Raw genomic sequence first — 20,559 nt, 5'->3', positions numbered from 1 at the left:
CTGAAATTATTACTATTTACTAATTATACTTAATAGATATAATTTACTTAAAATTAGCTACACCTAAAACAAAGAATCAACTACCCTAAACTAAACTGATCTACGAGAGGTGGGTACATTGAAAACATTCCAACTGAATTTCATTACCAATAAACCCCTGATACGATGGCTTCAAATCCTCAATGAATTTGAAAAGAATGCTTGTTGCAACGCGAATGACTTAGCAATACTTACTGAGAGCACTTCTAGAACAATTGGTAAAGATATCTGTCAGATCCGAGATTATTTTGAAGATTCGATCACAATTGAATCTACCCATCAGGGGTATGTATTCAAACAACTAAAATTAGTTACTTACGAAGAGAAAAAAACTGCTTTACTTGAGAACGAGCCACTTTTTTTAATTCTTGAGAAAATTTTTTTTGCTGAATTATATACCCTTGACGATTGGTCCGATCAGTTACATCTCTCTAAAACGACCCTCTTGAAATACCTCAAAAAAATCCAAGCACAGTTAGTTCATTTTGATTTGGATATCACGCATGATCCCGTAAATATCATTGGTCAAGAAGCAGATATACGACATTTTTTTTGCACGTTCTTTTATGAATCTGAAATCACTCCGCACACCATCTTCCCTTCTGTTTCCGCTCAGCAAGCGGTGAATGAAATCAGTTGTCTGTATAAGAATGACTTCTATCGAAACACCTCATTTTTCTTATACACTTACTTACTTTATATCTCGGTTGAGCGATTCATGCAGGGAAATACTGTGAACGTAAATAACCACTTACGCTGTGTCCTGACTGATCGGCTGCAACAAGTACATGCCGAAAAAATAAATGACGTAATTGAAAAATATTACGGCATCCGTTTGCCTGAAGATGAACTGATTTTCTTATTCTGTAGCATTATTACACAGAGAAAAATGAGTGATATCATTGTTGAAAAACAATTTTGTTCAACATACAATCAGTGGCCAGAAAGCAAACGACTTGCAAAAGAGTTTCTAGAGATATTAGACTGTAGCGATGAAAATAAGCTCGTCAATCTGATCTTTTTAGAATCTTTTTTTACAACCGCGAAACTGAAAGAATATTTGTGCATTTCTGCTAATCGAAATACGCAAGATATCAATCGATTTATTCAAAAAATCTTCCCGAATGAGTGTCGTAAGTACCAATATTTTCTAGAAAACAGCTCGGCTTATCATTCGCTATACTCTCATGACTTTTTAGTAGATTTCGCTTCTAGCCTAGTGATCTACGTTGAAACCATTCGAGAACGCTACTGGAAAAACAAAAAAAATATTGCCTTTCTTTTTGAAGGCAATAATCATGTCATACAGTTCATTGAAGCCATATCGAATAAATATTTTATGGAATATCAATATGTGTTCTATCCAAACGCTAGTGAAGTAAACAAGAACTATCTTCTTAAAAACAAGATTGATTTTTTGATCACTAATCATCCTGAACATGTAGAAGAATTCCAAGAAGTAACAGAATGTATTCTTTTTCGGTCTATTCCTTCTGCTTCTGATTGGAATCGCTTACTCGAAAAAATCAATCCGAAAATCATCAATCAATATTTTTTAGCTGATAAAACGAGCTTTCCCTCATCCATATACGAATGATAAATCCACCATACTCCAATGGCCTTTCGAATGGGTCTTTGCTAAGCAGATTTTAACTATGTCTACGATTACTCCTAACCCTGGCTTACGATTATTTTATCAGCACCTGTATCATGAAATGCTTGTTGTTTAGATTTGCAAATATGTATCGATTTTTAAGACAAAAAAACTCCCTCAAATTGAAATAATCTTTGAGGGAGTAAAAACGTGATAACGTTAGTCGTTCATTGATTCAGTTGAGGGAAATGTATCTGGGTACAGCTGACTAGCACTTCCAGCAGTATACTCTCGATAACCATTGAACCCTAAGAAATTCTGTGTAAAGCTATTGATGTTCGAAGAAACCACTTGACTCCCATTTGCACCACTTAACTGTGTTTGTAGATGAGCTGTCCAAGCATGAGTCGGTGTTGGTCCAAAATTATTATTCGCCCAGAAAGCATTTCGAACGGCATTGATCTGGATATTTGTTCCTAACGTATGGATCAATGGACTAGAATAAGCGGCAGAACCCGTTTGTCTTAAATGGATTTGGTAAGGATTATCAATTGTTAAATGTCCAGATCCAAGGACTTTTACTACTGGCTCGCCACCAGTATGATCTGCTTTAAATGTTGAGAATTCCCCCACATACATCCGACCATTTGTTGAAATTTGTACAGGTGATAAAATATTCGAATTGACAGTCAAACTACCGTTGTTGATCACATTCAATTGATTCGCCACGATGGCTTCATTCATGATCACTTGGGAGCCAGAGTCGATTTGCACTAGACCATCTGTTCGGATAAATGGTTGCTGTCTCTGTCTTGTTTGTTCATTCCCAACAACCAACGTATTCCCAGAAAAACTTACTGTTGAACCAGAAACACCTTGTACAAATGGTTGTCTGACTTGGTTTCCGTTTGTAACAATTGGTCGATTCGAGTTAGAGTGAAAATGAACATGTCCACCAAACCCTACATGTAGAGAATGATTATTATTCATATTGATAGTCGAATTATTGAGGAAATTGATCGTCACCGCTCGATTCACTGTGTTTAGACTAGTTAAAGCGCTATTGAAACTTGAGGTGACATTGATCACTGATACATTTGAATCATTGATAGCACTTCTAAATCCAGACCATGTTCTTACGGATGCAGATTTGCGATTTTGACTATCTACAAAAAATTCCACATCCTCATCATTTGTAAATGTTTCCCCATACATTGATAACGTTTCTCCATCTTTCAGAAGAACACCACCAGCAGTTTCGCCTTCTGTCGATGATTGTGCTTCTGGTACGATTTCACTTGCAGCGACATTCGTTACTGAAATTGGGCCAGCAAGGAGCATACCACTTAATAATAAGGTACTCATCAGAGTCATTCGTTTCATTTTCTTTCCTCCATTCATTTGATAATTTAAGATTAACGAAGAACTCATATTGAATCAAAAGTGTTTTTTCGTGACTATACGAAATTTTTTAATTGATTCTTTCCAGGTTCTTCAAAAGCTGTTGTGATTTCTATTTCAATCATGTTACTCCGGGAATGTATCAGGAAATAATGGCATCTCCATTCCAGCAGTGTATTCTCGATAAGAACCAAATCCTAAAAAATGTTTTTCAAAACTAACTGAATTAGAACGAAGAACTTGTGAACCATGGGAGCCACCAAGTCGTATCTGTAATTGACTATTCCAAACATGAGTGGGACAAAAACTCATATTATAATTTTCCCAAAAGGCATTTCTTACGGCATTGATTTGCATAAGTACGGCAGAAGAATCGATCAATGGAGCGACAAGCCCGCCGAAGCCAGTCTGTTTTAAATGTATACTGTACGGATTATCAAAAAAAATCTCCCCGCCAGTCATTTTGATCACTGAATGACTCCCCCCATGCGTCACTTTTAACGAAGAAAATTCACCGACTCTAATCGTCCCATTGATCCCCATTTTTATGGGGGTGATTTCATGTGCGCGTAATTCTAAACGACCATAGTTGATCACAAATAAATCATTCGCTTCGATTGCTTCATGTATCCTTACATTGGAGCCAGACGGAACCTCGATCAATCCTTCTGTTCGAATAAAGGGTTGCTCTCTCAGTTCAGTTGAACCATCTCCGATGATCACCTCACCTTCTAGACGAATCGTACTCCCATAAGAACTTTGGATAAATGGTTGCTTTAATTGATTTTGACTAACAAATATAGGCGACTTGGCGTTCGCTTTGATTTCTAAAGTAGAATGCTTTGCCAGCTTGAGTGCATGATTATTTTCCAAATCTATACGAGCAGCATTGATAAAATTGATCGTCAATGGGCGATCAATCGTATCCAACGAATGAAAGGTCGTATTGAAGCTAGCTGACACATTGATAGCGCTGACATTTTGATCGTTGATGGCATTTCGAAATTGGTACCACGTTCTTACCTCCACTGTTTTACGATTTTCCTTGTTTACGACATAGTACGCCCCATCTTCACTGATAAAATGATGGACGTTATCGGCTAATGATTCACCATCTTCCAGCAAAATCCCATTGACCGATTCTTTCACTCCGATTCCAAGATTTGTTTGGAAATCATGCATTGTCGCTTCACTTGTTGTTGAACGTACAAAGAGTAAGCCTATTATTCCTCCTAAAAAAAATACCAAATTGAGCTGCATAATTTTTTTCATATCTAACACGCCTTCCTTTTATAAAGCGATCATACCTGAAAGCAAAATGGAATATCAAAAATGTTTTTTCTGCAAAGCAAGAATTTTTCTGTTTTTACAACTAGAAGTTGTGCTCATTCGGCATATACATCCACCATGAAACGAACAAACCAACAAGCCCCTTTCAATGACGGAGGCCTATTGGTTTGTTTCTTCTTTATTATTTTGTTTTTAGTAACTATTCTTTTTCGGACGTTTGTTACCTGAGCAATGATTCTTTCTAGTCGAAATAACAAGCCAGGCGGTAACGAGTAAATAGCCTAGCCACAAGAAACGCTGACCGCTCAAAGCGTTTGTTTTTGGTAGCTTCCCTTGTTTTAGTTCGGAAATATCAGCGACAAGGGTGTGCTTCTTGTCCTCGTTTCCATGTGATCCATTGATCGTTACACTTTTTTCTGTGCTAGTGTCTTCTCCAATTCGTCCAGTGACAGTGATTTGTCCCGTTGTCGTATCTGCACCAACTACCTCAGTAAGCAATCCATTAGCGATAATAAAGAATAGTCCCGTGATATAGAACAACTTCATTCTTCTTTGCATACGATTGATCCCTTCTTTTTGGGATTTAAGTGATTCTTTTTTACGCTACATTAGGAGAGAAACTCAAAACTAATTTAAATGTTGGGTTTAACTCTGCTGAGGCATTGACCGGCGTGACTTTACCAGTGAAAGTAAATTTTCCTTCATTCGTCCCTTGATTTCCTTGGAGTCTGAAAAGTTCAGCTACCGTTTCTGTTGGCTTGCCATCTTCAAACAAATCAATCGTATTCACTTTCAATGAGTCTACTTCAGCCATATTCGTTGGTGTATCTACGCCAGAAACGGAAGCAATCACGCCAACAGCAGAATTATTCGTAATCGTGTGTTCAGGTGACGTAATTGTGGTATGATTTGAGGCTTTTGTTGTGTAAAATAAGGCGGTTGTTGGAATCGTCACATTGATCCATTGATCCAAATCCTCAGGATTTGGTCCAGGTGTCGTATTATCGAATTCACCGATGATCCCACGTACAAGAACGTCTCCTGACGTCTCTCCTTCACGCCCGTCAATCACTTGCTCCGCTCTAGCGATTGTCCCAGTTGCCATGATCCCTACGATTGTTGCTGTACTTAGAAGTGCTGCTACTATTTTTTTCATCTAAATTCCCTCATTTTCTTTTTTTTTAGTTTTTAACGATAATCATTACTTCCGCCTCAGTGACCCCTTGTTTTTCTTTCGTTTCAGGATCATAAATATTAACGGTGGCTTTAGCAGGATACTCTCCTTTAGTTAATTGTTTTTCCAATTTTACATTCTCTACGAATTGGTTTGGATGGATGGCTCCCGAAGAATAAATCAACTCTCCAGTAGAGAGTAAAGAAATATCAACTGCGATCGGATAAACATTCGTCCCAGGATTGACAATCTCGATCGAGCCTTCACTCTGTCCGTTCTCAAAGACGGCTTCTGGATTGATTTGTAATGTAAAATAATTGGCATCGGCTACTTCTTGCGCACGTTCCGCCAAGCGTTGATCAGAGGCATCACCAACTGCTGGTAAAAGATCCGCACTGATCAATGGAACCTGATCTTTTGATTGATTGAAATAATAGGCAAGACCACCGGCAATCAACGAAAATAGCAAAAACCACAAGAGCCATTTACGCTTATTCTTATTTTGTGCTTGGTTCGTTTCCTCCAATGGATTCACCTCCTTGATAACTATTTTTTCTTTAAATTCGTGGGACGAATCGTAACACGATTCGGTAATTAGGCACGAGCGTGTTCTCGTAATAGCCTCCTTGCTCAATCTCAGGATTATCAACCCACCGTGGATAATCCCCATAAAAATCTCCTGATAAGGAAAGGGGTGTACGATCTCCTTCTGATAAACGAATCAGATGTTGCTCTGGCATCGTTGCGTATAACTGTTTTTTGACCTCTGGAGTTTGAATATTCAAGCGCAACAATGGCTTCGTAATATCCTCATAACTAGGATCCTCCACATCACTTTCTACATAGTCAAGTGGATCTTCCCCTTCTTTCAAAAGAACGATTCCAGCAGGATCATCAATAGCAACTTGGTTGATATACGTATCGACAGCTACCGAAGATTGGTTGTGGATCTCATAGGTTTGGCTCTCAAACTGGCGTTTCGATTCTGCTTCGTCATACAATGATTCAAAGATCATTTTGACAGGGATCGTTACCCGCAAATGTTCAACTTTTGAGGTCAGATCGATACCGATCGTCATCTGATATGCTTTATTGCCGACTTCAAGAATAGCGTAGTAACTTCCGTCTTCTTCACTATCTAACGAAAGATCGGTCTCAATGATGCGAAAATCATTGGTTATGTCTTCTTCGGATAAGATGTTTCTTGCTTGCGCACGACTTTCTTGGAGAATGAGCGCATGTAATCCTTCGACTGTCTCTAACTCATTGATCTTTGAACGATCTAACGTAAAGTTATTGCTCCGATAATCAATCCCTTTGATGACTATTTGCTCTTCTGTCACATCCCCAGTTGTATCCCCAGAAGGCTTTGACAGTTTGATTTCGACCTTTGACCCCGTTTCGAGCCGTTCATTTTCTGCTAAGTTGATTTGGAAGGAACGAACTTTCTGTTGGTTATCTTGATAGTCTCCCCAGACAATACGAGGAGAATCTTTTTCAAGAACAATCGTATTTCCTTCTGTGTTTTTATAGGTAATCGTCAAATGATCCACCAATTCTGTGGCATGACCGTGAATCGCTACAGATTGGTCACTCACAGGGTCCAGTTTGGCAATGAGTTGTTCAGGCGGAACTGGCTCCCAGATGTAAGTACCTGGATAAGTGCCATCATAGTTATTCATAAACTCGGTTGAGTTTTCAAACGCGATAACCCCCGTTTCGCTCGTTAAACTTTCTTCTAAAACCCACCGTCCTGTATATTGATCAGTTATTTCAATCTGTGGCAAATTTGTCGAACCAACTTATGACGCGGTTAGGAAAACCGTTTTTTCTCCCAGAACGATTGTCTTTAAAGGTGTATTATTAAACATAGCTACAACAAAAATGCTTCTTGCTATATCCCAATTACTGATATCTAATTTTGTTAAAGACGTTGCACCACTGAACATATACACAGTAGAAACTAAAGCGGAGGTATTCCAATTACCTAAATCTAGTTCTGTGATTGAGCTTGCCAATTGGAACATGCCACCCATATCTGTGACATTTGACGTATCCCAATTACGTAAATCTAATTCTCTTAGATTTGATGTACCGGAAAACATCATCTGCATGTTTTCGACATTTGAAACATCCATTCTATCAATATTCTCGATTATTTCCAGATTTCGCAAGTCTATAAACAGAGCCCGTGAATTTTTCGGTAATATCACTTGATCTTCCACGATGATTTGCTTAACTGAAGAATGGGTTTTCCAAGGTGCATCTGCTACTGCGCCAGCTTCTCCACTATATAATCTGATTGTTTCAGTTCCTTCCTCATACGACCAAGGAACCGTTCCCCATAGATTCTGTTCAGGCTCGTAGGTATAGACAACCGTTTGTTCTTCTACTCTAAAAGTTCCAGAGGCATTTTCGGGAGTCTTACTCAATTGCCAACCACTAATGCTTAACGCTTCGGTTGTGTAGGTTTGATCAACTAATCCAGTCAGCACGCTAGAATCAGCTAATTGATTCCCTTCCTCATCTTCATGCTTTACAGTAACATTTCCACCTTGAACTGGTTCAAAGACTGCACGAATCACAGAGTTTCCAGCTCCATTTTGGCTTACAGCAAGTTCCTGGCTAGTTGGATGAAATATAACTATTGGACCTGAAGCGACTTCCCAGCGTAAAAATCGGTAACCGGGATTGGGAAATGCATTCATATTCCCCAGGCTCTCTCCGACACGGAGCCATACCACATTCGATCCTGACGAATCAGTTCGTCTAGGATTACCACCAGCTGGTGGACTTGCAACTAATTCTAAACGATACTCAGTCGTACGATTACTTCCCTCTTTACTATTTTCTAATTCTTCTGATTCTTCTGTCTTTTCTGGATATTCCGAAATCGCTGTTACTTCATGATTATCAGAAGAGCTTGACTGATTATCCGCATAAGTAAGTTGAAACGGGAGATGGTGCAAAAGCAAAACCATAATCAATAATAACTTTCCAACGATTCGGCTAATTGTATTTATGTTCATACCACTCCTCCTAGTATTTGACCTACTGCATTATTCTTATTAGAAACTTATAGCGAGCAACGTTTAGACATTCTTTTTATCAACTGTCATTTCTTGTGGGCTCGAAGATAACTCTTTTCCCAAAAATTCTGTAAGTCAATTTGCATGTTTATTACTTCACTAAGATTACATTGATTTTTTAATGAAATAAAATCATCTATTTCATTAACGTCTGAAATAAATGAAAAAAAACAGTCGCTATTTTTATTAGCAACTGTAAGAAAAACATTAATTATAGGTTTTACGATAAGGATTTATTTTTCTTTCTAGTCGTTGCCAATCATGATCATCTGGAACAGCTTTCAACAAGAGAAAATCGCTCTCAATGATGTAATCTAAAAGATAGCGATTGTAGTTTGTCACGATCAAATCAATATGTGCGGCGTTCAATACTTCTTCTGCTAGATAATAAAGCGGTAAAAAAACTAATGTATGTTTACTCCCAAATTGTTGACGTACACGAGTTATAATTTGTTGACAAACAAAATGATCCCCTTCCAGAAGAAAGTAAATTGTTTTACTTGGTAAATAAAAATCGAAAATTAAATTACTATAAATCGTTAAACTCACACTTATATCTTCCATGTATTTTGAAGAAATAGAGTAGTTTTTCCTTTCTTTTTTTAAAAAACCTAAATTCCGCTGATAATTCTCATTATCTGAGCGTATAACTGCTTTTTTTATCTCTATCGCCTCTTTATTTAATACAGGTGATAACAAATCATTTATTTTTCTAGAGAGAAAAAACGAACGTAAGAATGTTGTGATTTTTTGATCAATATTTTGGGGGAAATCAAATTCCTTTAGATATCGATTCGTGAGTTGAGAAATTTCTGTGCCTTCATGAAAATCTTGATAAAACTTTTTCTCTGATTCTTCATGGTCTAGGGTACGTTTACAGATAGTGACTAAATAAATCCAAGCGAATTCTTCTTTTGATAATTCGACCTTATAAAGTTTCTTGATGTCCTCTTTCAAAGAATGAAGGAGAGAGAAATTCTTTGCTTTGTATGCTAATTTCGCCAATTTTCTAGGAATCTCTATAGAAAAACCCAGTCCTGCACGTTTGATTGCGATAAAAAAAGTATAATAAAAGGCTGCCGGCGTAGTTCCAGATCCAACCTCATCTTGGCCCAATTTATTGCTTAATTTTTTTAAAACCAATTCATGTAATTCAATATCAGGAACAAGCGTATAGGGCGTTTCTACTCCTTCATAATAAAAATCTTTGAAGAATTTTCGCAAATTAGCTTCTCTTCCTTCAATCGACACAGGATTAGATACCCACTCTAGTCCATAACTCTCTAAAACTGTGGTTGATCGATTCAATAATCGCCGAAAGGTACTCTCTGAAAAATGATAGAAATGTGCAAGTTCATCGATATTTGACAATTCCCCTAAAAAAATATTGCCGATAATTTCAAATAAACATTCATTTTCTAATAATTGTTGTTTTTTTTCTTGGTATATCGAAGGTTTTTTTTCTTCAAAAAGGATTCCACTATTGCCTGACTCTAAACTGATACAATCATCAAAATAGTCTTTGATGTACTTGATATCATTGGCAATCGTTCGTTGTGTCACTTGGATTTTTTCGGCCACTTCTCCAATCGTAAACAAACGTCTTCGTTCAATCATACTCAATATTCGAAACAAACGGCTCGTCGTCCGATTACTGATAAATGCCAATTGTAGATCTTTCAAGTTTTCCACCTCATTTTTAAATGAACGCTTTTCTTTATACTTAAATATAAATAACATAAGCAAGCGGAATGATAAACTATATTGTTTTGTTACTAAATGGAACTAGACATGAAAAAGTAGCAAGATTTGCTCTTTTTACTCTTATAGCACATGATTTTTTTTATCATCCGATTATTCTGATAGTTTAAATTTTTTGTTAGAATTTCAACTGTAAGCATCCATTGTAAATGAGTCCGGTGAATTATTCTCTATTTAAGAGTTAGAAACGACTGATGTTTGCCATCACAACTATTCACGGGAAAAAAATCAATCATAATTGTTATCTAGCTATTAGGGTAAAAGGATTGATTTTTTATTTAACGTAATTAGGCAGAAGTCGCCCATCCTCTCTAGCTGGATGATGACTGCCGTTCGGAATGAGGGGTGCCGTTAGCAACTCGAAAACCAACAGTTTTTCACAGTTTTGTTGGATAGCTTCGAGAATAGATTCATCGTTAGAAAAACTAGAATATTCGAGGACAACGCAAGTAAAAATTGATCGAAACCAAAAATACTCCAATTTAGCAGTATGACTATACCATCTATGAAAAACAAGCCTGTAGAGAGTTTTATATTGAAATATTTTTTTAAAATTATCGGTGGAATTGACGTTCCTCCACTAGAAGAATTTTGTGAATAAACAATGGACATACCTACAGAAAAAATTAGACTCCCCAAAACGATCGATAAAATTTTATTTTCAGTAAACATTATTTTAGGTACATAAGTTAACAATAACGGTAGAACTAAACTACCATATAAAACTTTCATAAATACTTGTTTACCTAAATAAATGATTGCTAATAGCAACATAACTGAATTTAATGCTAGCACGACGAGTGAACGATCTACTCGAACAAGGTATTCAAGTAATATTCCTAGACCACTCGTTCCTCCAGCAGCAATATAATGCGGGCCAAAAAACATATTGATACTAATTGATAGTATCAACAGCCCCAAAGTAATCGTTAAATATTTGAATAGATTTTTCATATGCGCCTCCTAATATTTTTTAATGCAAGAACACAAAAAGGGATTAGATAAGAATATTCTTATCTAATCCCTTTGGATCCTCCGAAACTTTAATTAAGTTAACACATCTATTCTAAAAAGTAAACCTGTTAATTTTATTTTTTAATTTTGACTCACAGAATTACACCGCTATAAACAATTGAAACTAGTATCCGGCAGAACTCCTTTCACTAATTGGCTTTCGTGGCTCTGTGCACGATCTAGTCAAACTAAAGAGGTATCTCTCAAAAAAAATTTCAGGTTTCACTGCTTATTGCTTATAGTTGTATCTTTCTGTCTTCTTCTGATTTTCCAGTTAGTTGCTCGTTTGTCTGACTCACATTCCATCTCTTACAATGGTCTTTTCACTGTTTCAGATAGGTTGCATGAAAAGCAATATGTTGTTCTACAAATGTAGCAATGGTGAAGTAGCTATGATCATAGCCTTCTTCTTTTTGGTAGAAAACTTCGTGTTTCGCTGATTCTGCTGCTGTTAAAAAAGCTTCTTCATTGAGCTGGACTTCGTAGAATGGATCAGCCGTTCCTTGTGTGATCAGGATAGGCGGTTGACTGGTTGTTTCTTTTTTGATCAGCTCAGTGGCATCCCATTCACTCCATGTCGCTTGGTCAGCACCTAGATAAGCGGTGAATGCTTTTTGTCCCCATGGTACGTTTGAGGGGTTCGAAATTGGTGCAAAAGCAGAGATCGAAGCAAAGCGTGCTGGATTTTTCAGACCGATCACTAACGAACCATGCCCACCCATGGAATGACCCATGATACTTTCTTTTCCAGAAAGATTTGGGATCAAGGAGTAGATGATCTCAGTCAGCTCTTTCGTAAGGTAGTCGTACATTTGGAAGTCTTTCTTCCAAGGTTCTTGTGTTGCATTCAAGTAAAAGCCAGCCCCTTGACCGAGATCCCAATCTTCACTGTCAGCAACATCCCCCCGAGGCGATGTGTCCGGCATGACGAAGGCGATTTGCTGTTCTGCTGCATAGCGTTGGAATCCACCTTTGATACTAAAATTATCATCTGTACTTGTTAAACCAGCTAACCACCAAATGAGTGGGATTTCTTGACTTTCAACAGTGGTTTCTGGTAGATACACGCTGAATGTCATCTCACAATGTAGCGTTTCTGACAGGTGACGGTATTTGATTTGTTGCCCGCCAAACGACCGATGTGTTTCAATTTTCTGTAGTTCCATCAGTATCACCTCCATAAGTGAGCATGGTACGAATGGATTCTCCACGATGCAACAGCTCAAGTGATTCATTGATTTGTGTAAAATCTAAACGATGGGTGATGAATGAATCTAAATCGATTCCACCGTTCAAGTAATCTTCCACCATACCTGGCAATTGGCTTCGACCTTTGACACCGCCAAAAGCAGAACCACGCCAGACACGACCAGTCACCAGTTGGAACGGACGCGTGTGGATTTCTTTTCCAGCTCCAGCTACTCCGATAATGATGCTTTCGCCCCAGCCTTTATGACACGCTTCAAGCGCGGAACGCATCACTTCTACATTACCAATACACTCAAAACTATAATCCACGCCACCTTGGGTCATTTCTACGATGACTTCTTGGATCGGACGATCGTGTGTTTTAGGATCAACAAAATCCGTTGCGCCCATTTTTTTAGCTAACGGCCATTTTTCAGGGTTCATATCGATTGCAATGATTCGTTTGGCGTTGGCTTTTTTCAATCCTTGGATTACTGCTAAACCAATCGCTCCTAGTCCAAAGACAGCTGTGACCGCTCCTTCTTCAACTTTTGCCGTGTTTTCCACAGCGCCTAATCCTGTTGTTACACCACACCCTAATAGTGGAACGGTATCTAACGGAGCATCCTCTGTGATTTTCACCAAATTGATTTCATTGACGACGGTATACTCACTAAACGTACTCGTACCCATATAGTGATAAATCGGCTCGCCTTTGTAAGAAAAACGTGTCGTACCATCTGGCATTAGACCTTTTCCCTGCGTTTCACGGACAGCAGAGCATAGATTGGTTTTTCCTGACAAGCAAAACTCACACTTCCCACATTCTGGGGTATACAACGGAATCACATGATCACCCACTTCAACAGAAGTCACATCATCCCCAACTTTGACAACGATACCGGCGCCTTCATGACCTAAGACCGCAGGAAAAACTCCTTCTGGATCTTCCCCTGATAAGGTAAACGCATCTGTATGACAGACAGAAGTGTACAAAATTTTTACCATTACTTCCGTCGGTTTCGGATCAGCAACATCGATTTCAACGATTTCTAACGGTTTTCCTGGTTCAAATGCTACGGCAGCTCTACTTTTCATTTTTCGTCCTTCTTTCTTATTCCGCTCGTCTGGTTCTTTGTTATTGAGCGAATCCGTAATCTTTCCACTTCATCGTATCATAGGCTGTGTTGAGAAACAAAACTGACAAACTTGTCAGTATCCTCAATTTCTTTACTTCTATTGGTGAGATTTGTATAATAGCAACTATTGCTGTCGAATAAATAAATCAAAGTGAGGTCCTTTATGTATCAATACCATGAAAAAGAGTTTACCAATACGAAAGATTTAGCCATGCACGTCCTTAGTGGAAAATACAAGATCGTCTTGATTTGGTGTTTTTTACAACAACCGATTTTACGATTAAGTGAGATTGAGAAAATGTTACCAGACATCAACCAACGCATGTTGATTCGCCAATTAAGAGAATTAGAAAGCGATCATTTACTCACACGTAAAGTCTATCCCGTAGTCCCGCCAAAAGTAGAGTATCAATTGACCGAGATTGGGCGCGAACTCTCAACGATCGTCCAACATATCTGCGATTGGGGCGATCATTATTATGAAGTCGTTGCTGATCTTTCAACGGATATAGCGGATTGATTCTGTAAATGATGGAAAGATGGTTTTTCTATCACAGTAAAGACAGTTCTTGAGACAATAAAAATCCCATATAGTTGATAGTAGAATGAACATCTTCTCTTATCGACCGTATGGGAAAGTGGGGAAGTATTTTAAAAAGTTGGATCAATCAAAACTCGAATGTTGTCGCTTCCAAAAGCGTCACTTCATCTTGTGGATTTTTGTTGATTTTGTAAGTCACTAATTTTTTACTCTGTGTGGGGCCAAACATGTTGACTTTGCATAAGATCCAATAGTTTGTCCCAGCAACTACTTGTGTTCCTAATAGCGCAAATGGTATAGCTTCACTACTGTCATCTAACGTTTTGCGTGCTTCTTCTACCAGCTTCTTGTGTTCATCAGTAATCGTTGGTGCGTCTGGAATAGTGATTCCTCCATCTAAATCAGTCATATCTATCGCCTCCTAAGCTTATTTTAAAAGCGCTTACCGCTTCTTAAAATAAGGATAATTTATTTTTAAAAAAACATCAAATAAAACAACCCGAAGAATTCCACACACTGAATGAATCTTTTTTATATTTTCCCTCTTTCGCCTATCCACCATACCATTCCCCACTGCATTAAAAACCACTAACACTCATAAAACAGTAAAAAACAGCTGGTAAACCAGTATTACCAAAGCCCCTAACACCTAGCGAATCATGGAATCGCATAAAATCTATTCATGTTTTACTCAACTAATTAAATAACTTTAAAACAAAAAATAGATAACGATATACTCAAAAAACTTGAGGTTGTCAACAACAAAAAACATACGCCAATCTTTGAAGATGGCGTATGTTCTCTTGATCATGCTATTTTCATTTTACCCATTCAACAAGGCACGTTCCAAGAGCGCTCCAGCTTGGTGCTGCCCTTCTAGGTTTCGTTCCCCGGAGAATTTCGACACACGATCCATGTTCGTGATCACAACGATGACCATGCTCTTTTTCCCTTGACTATGGATATACGGCAAATCCATTTGAGCAATTTTAGTGTCAACGGTTACCTGATCACCGACCTTTACAAGTACATCGAATCCTGCCCCATTCAAGTTGACAGTATCAATTCCCATATGGACTAATACTTCGACGCCATTACTAGTTTTAATTCCTAACGCATGTTTGGAAGGGAAAATCGTAGTGACTTTTCCGCTGACCGGTGCAAAGATGGCACCATCGATTGACTCGATTGCAAAACCATCCCCCATCATTTTCGTTGAAAAAACTTCATCAGGCACATCTTCTAAAGGAATATATTCTCCTTTAGCTACAGCGTGTAGATTCACTTCGTTCGTGTACTCAGTATCTTCTGCTTGTTCATTTGGTACTAAGAAATAAGTAATCGCAAAAGAGGAAACCAAGGCAATCACTATCCCAAGTACCGCAAACACAAAATACTGACCAATATAGGCGGGTAAGCTAAAAATACTTGATAAAATATAGCCGTAGATCCGAACACCAAAGAAACTGATAAACGCTGAAGCGATCGAGCTACCGATCGTAGCTGCCATAAACGCTTTCTTGTATTTTGATAAGATCCCGAAAAGTGCAGGTTCAGTGATTCCTAATAGACCAGAAACAGCAGAAGATAGAACCAATGATTTTTCTTCTTTTGATTTCACTTTCAAGTAAATAGCCGCTGTCGCCCCAGTGATCGCCATGTTTGCCATAAACATCATCGGCATCAACATGTCATAGCCTTGATTCGCAAAATTTTGTAAGGCAATTGGGGTCATCGCATGATGCAACCCAGTAAAGATCGCAATTGGACGAATCGCACCGACCACGATACCAGCTAACACTGGCGAGATTGAGAATAACCATGCCACACCAGCTGCTAAGAGGTTACCTAAATGAATACTGATTGGACCAATCACTGTTAGTGTCAATAAACCTGCAACGAATAGTGAAATGGTTGGTGTGAACACCGTTCGTAACACTTGTGGTAATAGCTTATCCACCCAACGATAAATGTAGCTGAGTGCCAATACCGCAAAAATGATTGGGATAACTGTTCCTGCATAATTAAAGACAGGAACTGGAATAATGCCAAACAGTTGGAAAGCAGAGATCGAACCTTCAGCAACCGCTGTCGTCATGGTGGGAAATTGTAAAGTTGCAGCGATCGCAATCGCTAAATATGGATTCGTTTTGAAGATCCGAGCAGCAGAAGCAGCAACGAAAAATGGCAAGAAAGTAAATACGCCACTCGCAATCATATCAATGATCAAATACGTATCCGTCTGGTTCGAAATGACATTCAATGCCACTAAACCGGCCATCAAACCCTTGATCATTCCTGCCCCAGCAATTGCTGGTACGATCGGACCAAATACACCGGAAACAGTATCCATAAATAAGGATACGACGCCTTTTTTCTCTCCTTCACTTCGTTCACTTGTTTCATCTAACCCTAATTCTTTCGCAATTGGTGCAAAATAGTCAGCGACTTCTGTACCGATCACGACTTGCAGTTGTTCGCTTTGATACTTTGTCCCCACCACTTTCGGTGTTTTTTCCAACGCAGCATAATCCACTTTTTTCTCATCTTTTAAATCAAACCGTAATCGTGTCATACAATGCCAAGCGTTGTTGATATTACTTGCTCCACCCACATGTTGTATGATTTGTTTTGCTATTTCTTCATGCTTCACTTGTTCTCCCCCTTATTCTCATCAAACAATGATTCTTGTTTCCGCTTTCACCCAAATAGTAGCATGTGGAACGCCACTTGTAAAACCAGTCCTTTTTAGTAAATAACCAATGAAAAAGCTTTAATATCAACGTTTATAAAAATACTAACGTAAAATTGGACTGATTTTTAGTCGGTTTAGATGTTTTTATTAGACCAAATTGACAGGATGTTCTTCCCCATGTTTCAATGAGGATGCACACGATTCATATTTATGTATATTGGAGTGAAAAAAATGACACCAACGATCATTACAAATATAAAAAGTTACGCAATCAAACCAGATCGTCACAACTTGTTAGTCGTAAAAGTTGAAACAGATAAAGGCGTGACCGGCTTCGGTTGCGGCACTTTCCAATTTCGTCCTTTGGCTGTCCAGACCGTAGTTGAAGAATACTTAAAACCTTTACTGATTGGACGCGATGCGAATCAAATCGAAGACCTTTGGCAAGTCATGAATGTCAATTCTTACTGGCGGAATGGGCCAATCACAAATAACGCCATTTCAGGTGTCGATATGGCGCTCTGGGATATCAAAGGGAAAATCGCTGATATGCCATTGTATCAGTTATTCGGCGGAAAAGCTCGAACAGCAATCCCTGCGTATACGCACGCTGTCGCAGATAATTTAGAAGACCTTGATCGTGAAATCGAGACATTTCTCGCACAAGGGTATCGCTATATTCGTTGTCAATTAGGTTTTTATGGGGGAAATCCAACGAATTTAGCCACACCTGAACAACCACTTGCTGGCTCTTATTTCGATCAAGAAGAATACATGTCCACTACGCTGTCCATGTTTGAACATATCCAAAACAAATATGGCGATCGTTTCCAAATGTTACACGATGTTCACGAACGCTTGCATCCTAACCAAGCGATCCGTTTTGCAAAAAAAGCAGAAAAGTACAATCTTTTCTTTTTAGAAGATATTCTACCGCCAAACCAAAATGAATGGTTGGCTCAATTGCGAAGTCAATCAACGACCCCGATTGCTACTGGAGAATTGTTCAATAATCCAATGGAATGGAAAGAATTAGTTCGCAATCGTCAAATCGACTATATGCGTGCCCATATCTCACAAATCGGCGGGATCACGCCTGCCTTGAAATTGGCACACTTTTGCGAAGCGATGGGGATACGAATCGCTTGGCATACGCCATCTGATATCACACCGATCGGCTTAGCAGTGAATACGCATTTGAACATCCATTTGCACAATGCGGCGATCCAAGAAAACATCGATGTTCCTGAAAATACGAAACAACTTTTCGGAAATATCCCCACACCAAAAAAAGGCTTTTTCTATCCGATCGAACAAAGTGGGATCGGTGTCACATTCAATGAAGAACAGGCAGCAGAATTTCCAGTTGTCTATCGCCCACATGAATGGACACAAAGCCGTACACCAGACGGGACGATCGTGACACCGTAATTCCCAAAAAAGCTATCCTTACACGAAACATGTAGGGATAGCTTTTTTTGGTTCCGCTGTATTCCTCTTATTACAATAATGAATACACGTGTAAATCTTAGCAGCTTTTTATGTAAAACATAATTTTCAAAAATCAATTTCTAAAGAATAATCTAAAATCTGTTTGACTTGAAGAAAATCGTCTCCTCTTAGACGATCAATAAATTCTTTACTAATAATCCGGTCAGTATCAAAGCTATGAATTTGTCTAGCGTTCACTCTTCCACGTTTCTTGTAATCATTCAAAGAAACATATACCCAGAAAAGTTATTCCCCCCAGTCGTTACCGGACAGACAATAATATAGTTCGTTTTTTTATTGTAAGCATTTGAGGAAACAACTAAAGTCGGGTGCTTCCCTCTTATTTCCCTGCCAAAAGAAGGCGTAGAATTAAGCCATATCAAATCACCTTGTTGAGGTTCCTAGATTTTTCCCAATCTCCTCTTTTGCTATTGTTTGCCATCCCTCATCTTCATCCTTTTGAAATGGTTCATCCGATAAAAATGGATTTTCTATTTGGGGTGTGAATATTAATCCTCCATTCTTAGATTTATATACGACATATTTTGATCCAGCTTCAACCTGATACTGTTTAGGAATTGAAATAGAGATAGAATTCCCTATTTTACGAGCTTTTACATTAATCATCATTTATCACTCCTCATAAAATAAATTTTACAACGTAAAAGATACTAATACAAAAATAAATCAATAGAGTTCTCAGACCTTCTTAATCTTTTATTTAATGCCACATTCTCATTAAACACTTATTGAATATTGACTTAAAAAAGGCATATAATCAACTTAAATCACAATAATAATTTTAAGGAGAATGAACATCTATGTCGAATAAAACCCAAGCTGGGAGTAAACTTATTCAAGTTATTTGGTTGTTACAACTTTTAACTTTGTATACTTTTTTCCTAACAACTAACGATCAATCCTATCAGCTATCGAATCTGATCATGAAGTTACTTATCATGCTCTCTCTAGGTTTACAGAGTATTTTTATACGCAGTAACAGGAACTATAAATTTGGTATTATCTTTACATACAATCAATCAACAATAGCTCAAATAGTTGAAAGACTTATTTGGTTCATACTTATTGTAAGTTATTTTTTTGTGTTTTATATTTTCTATTATAAATAATAGATATAACTTACTTCACTTATCAAGCACTTGTAATAAAAGCACTGATGATTGCGTTTTACGCTTCATCAGTGCTTTCTTCACAATCACTATCAACTAATTCGTTTTAATATTTTCTCCCTTAACTTTCAAAAAAGCTATATTTTTACAGAAGTTTTTTCCTTAAGCTATTTTGAGACTACTCAAATCCTCAATCAATCCTCGACCGATGGATCTCACGGTCAAAGGGACGGATGTAAGTCACTGAGTAGTCAATGGCAATGATACTGCTGTATTCATAGACTTGTCCATCTTCTAATATAGCTCGGTTCGTGATTTGCATGGCTGGTGTACCGCGTTTACATAGCAATATTTTTGATTGTTCTTTGGAAGTCGTGATCGGGTCATAACTCGTGATATAGTGAGAAATTCGATAGCCTTTTTGTTCTACATATTTTTGGATGGAATGTTCGATGACTTCCTGGGACAGGTCGGGAAACATTGCAACCGGCATTTTTGACATTTCTAACTGCTCGATTTTATAATCAACGATTCGAATACGTTCAAATGTCCAAACTTCGGCGCCTTCATCAAGTTGAAAGATTTTTTGCTCATCAGCCGTTGCTAGCGCTTTGTTTAAACCGATCATTTTTGAATGGATCCGATCATAAGGGGTACGTGTCAACGAGTTGAAGATCAAGGGATTTTTGACCCATTTTTCATGGATAAAGATACCTGATCCTTGAACGACACGGACAATACCGATTTCTTCTAGATTTTTGATCGCTTGTTGGATCGTAAAGCGAGAAACATGATAGATTTCCGCTAGTTTTCGTTGATTCGGTAATTTTCCATCTTTAAATTCTTCTTGATAGATTTTACTCAATAAATCTTGGACGATGAATTCTCGTTTTTTCATGATCTTCTCCTTTACGGGTTACATTCACTTCTTTATCTTAACAAAAAAACAACCAATCACAACCCACTCATGACGAGCCAGTGGCGAACGAAACGTATTTAGAACAAAAAAGCCA

At 38.0% G+C, this 20,559-nt stretch carries 19 protein-coding genes; 3 read left to right on the top strand and 16 right to left on the bottom strand.

Translation table 11 applies throughout. The features are described 5' to 3' along the window. Positions 1-118 precede the first annotated feature (118 nt). Positions 119-1,636 carry a helix-turn-helix domain-containing protein gene (locus IGJ14_RS02665; protein ID WP_065096217.1) on the top strand — a complete coding sequence of 506 codons (1,518 nt, stop codon included), beginning with the start codon at positions 119-121 and terminating at the stop codon, positions 1,634-1,636. Between the two features lie 216 nt (positions 1,637-1,852). On the opposite strand, the gene IGJ14_RS02660 is transcribed toward IGJ14_RS02665, so the two are convergent. The 11 genes from IGJ14_RS02660 to IGJ14_RS02610 form a co-directional block, all read right to left on the bottom strand. Further along, a complete protein-coding gene (locus IGJ14_RS02660; RefSeq protein ID WP_065096218.1) occupies positions 1,853-3,016 on the bottom strand; it encodes a hypothetical protein in 1,164 nt (387 codons plus the stop codon). A 144-nt stretch (positions 3,017-3,160) separates the two neighbouring features. Next, the gene (locus tag IGJ14_RS02655) at positions 3,161-4,306 is read right to left on the bottom strand and encodes a pectate lyase-like adhesive domain-containing protein (protein ID WP_065096219.1); all 1,146 of its coding nucleotides are present in this window, start codon (positions 4,304-4,306) and stop codon (positions 3,161-3,163) included. 210 nt (positions 4,307-4,516) lie between these two features. Continuing rightward, positions 4,517-4,882, bottom strand: a complete 366-nt coding sequence (locus IGJ14_RS02650) for a hypothetical protein (protein WP_019722369.1) — start codon at positions 4,880-4,882, stop codon at positions 4,517-4,519. A gap of 40 nt (positions 4,883-4,922) precedes the next feature. Next, a complete protein-coding gene (locus IGJ14_RS02645) occupies positions 4,923-5,480 on the bottom strand; it encodes a hypothetical protein (protein WP_019722370.1) in 558 nt (185 codons plus the stop codon). Between the two features lie 25 nt (positions 5,481-5,505). Beyond that, positions 5,506-6,024: a hypothetical protein gene (locus IGJ14_RS02640; protein WP_019722371.1), complete on the bottom strand. Its 519-nt coding sequence runs from the start codon at positions 6,022-6,024 to the stop codon at positions 5,506-5,508. Between the two features lie 31 nt (positions 6,025-6,055). Continuing rightward, positions 6,056-7,285, bottom strand: coding sequence for a hypothetical protein (locus tag IGJ14_RS02635; RefSeq protein ID WP_430608251.1), 1,230 nt, complete (start codon positions 7,283-7,285; stop codon positions 6,056-6,058). Between the two features lie 15 nt (positions 7,286-7,300). Beyond that, complete coding sequence (locus IGJ14_RS02630; protein WP_430608249.1) at positions 7,301-8,527, bottom strand: BspA family leucine-rich repeat surface protein; 1,227 nt, start codon at positions 8,525-8,527, stop codon at positions 7,301-7,303. A gap of 267 nt (positions 8,528-8,794) precedes the next feature. Beyond that, positions 8,795-10,270, bottom strand: coding sequence for a helix-turn-helix domain-containing protein (locus tag IGJ14_RS02625; protein WP_065096221.1), 1,476 nt, complete (start codon positions 10,268-10,270; stop codon positions 8,795-8,797). A 429-nt stretch (positions 10,271-10,699) separates the two neighbouring features. After that, a complete protein-coding gene (locus tag IGJ14_RS02620) occupies positions 10,700-11,302 on the bottom strand; it encodes a YitT family protein (RefSeq protein ID WP_207463689.1) in 603 nt (200 codons plus the stop codon). 383 nt (positions 11,303-11,685) lie between these two features. Then, entirely contained in the window at positions 11,686-12,528 is an 843-nt protein-coding gene (gene fghA / locus IGJ14_RS02615; protein ID WP_207463690.1) for an S-formylglutathione hydrolase, read from the bottom strand. Beyond that, a complete protein-coding gene (locus IGJ14_RS02610; protein WP_207463691.1) occupies positions 12,509-13,648 on the bottom strand; it encodes an S-(hydroxymethyl)glutathione dehydrogenase/class III alcohol dehydrogenase in 1,140 nt (379 codons plus the stop codon). Before IGJ14_RS02610 ends, fghA begins: the two co-directional genes overlap by 20 nt. 204 nt (positions 13,649-13,852) lie before the next feature. On the opposite strand from IGJ14_RS02610, the gene IGJ14_RS02605 reads away from it, so the two are divergent. Further along, the gene (locus IGJ14_RS02605; protein ID WP_019722377.1) at positions 13,853-14,209 is read left to right on the top strand and encodes a winged helix-turn-helix transcriptional regulator; all 357 of its coding nucleotides are present in this window, start codon (positions 13,853-13,855) and stop codon (positions 14,207-14,209) included. A 148-nt stretch (positions 14,210-14,357) separates the two neighbouring features. On the opposite strand, the gene IGJ14_RS02600 is transcribed toward IGJ14_RS02605, so the two are convergent. Continuing rightward, the gene (locus IGJ14_RS02600) at positions 14,358-14,639 is read right to left on the bottom strand and encodes a hypothetical protein (protein ID WP_065096225.1); all 282 of its coding nucleotides are present in this window, start codon (positions 14,637-14,639) and stop codon (positions 14,358-14,360) included. Between the two features lie 414 nt (positions 14,640-15,053). Next, the gene (locus IGJ14_RS02595; RefSeq protein ID WP_104870676.1) at positions 15,054-16,883 is read right to left on the bottom strand and encodes a glucose PTS transporter subunit IIA; all 1,830 of its coding nucleotides are present in this window, start codon (positions 16,881-16,883) and stop codon (positions 15,054-15,056) included. Positions 16,884-17,156: 273 nt separating this feature from the next. Between IGJ14_RS02595 and IGJ14_RS02590 the strand changes: the two genes are divergently transcribed. Further along, positions 17,157-18,356 carry an enolase C-terminal domain-like protein gene (locus IGJ14_RS02590; RefSeq protein WP_207463692.1) on the top strand — a complete coding sequence of 400 codons (1,200 nt, stop codon included), beginning with the start codon at positions 17,157-17,159 and terminating at the stop codon, positions 18,354-18,356. A gap of 281 nt (positions 18,357-18,637) precedes the next feature. Here the strand turns inward: IGJ14_RS02590 and IGJ14_RS02585 are convergent, their stop codons facing one another. The 3 genes from IGJ14_RS02585 to IGJ14_RS02575 form a co-directional block, all read right to left on the bottom strand. Next, positions 18,638-18,799, bottom strand: coding sequence for a type II toxin-antitoxin system PemK/MazF family toxin (locus tag IGJ14_RS02585; RefSeq protein ID WP_231112536.1), 162 nt, complete (start codon positions 18,797-18,799; stop codon positions 18,638-18,640). A gap of 1 nt (position 18,800) precedes the next feature. Further along, complete coding sequence (mazE, locus tag IGJ14_RS02580) at positions 18,801-19,043, bottom strand: type II toxin-antitoxin system PemI/MazE family antitoxin (RefSeq protein WP_430608244.1); 243 nt, start codon at positions 19,041-19,043, stop codon at positions 18,801-18,803. Positions 19,044-19,736: 693 nt separating this feature from the next. Next, positions 19,737-20,444, bottom strand: coding sequence for a GntR family transcriptional regulator (locus tag IGJ14_RS02575; RefSeq protein WP_207463693.1), 708 nt, complete (start codon positions 20,442-20,444; stop codon positions 19,737-19,739). Positions 20,445-20,559: the final 115 nt, after the last annotated feature.

The organism is Enterococcus sp. DIV1304_2 (assembly GCF_050555445.1).
Lineage (GTDB): Bacteria > Bacillota > Bacilli > Lactobacillales > Enterococcaceae > Enterococcus_B > Enterococcus_B pernyi.
Note: the sequence above shows the minus strand (reverse complement) of the source record. Positions and strands in the feature narration are given on the sequence as shown.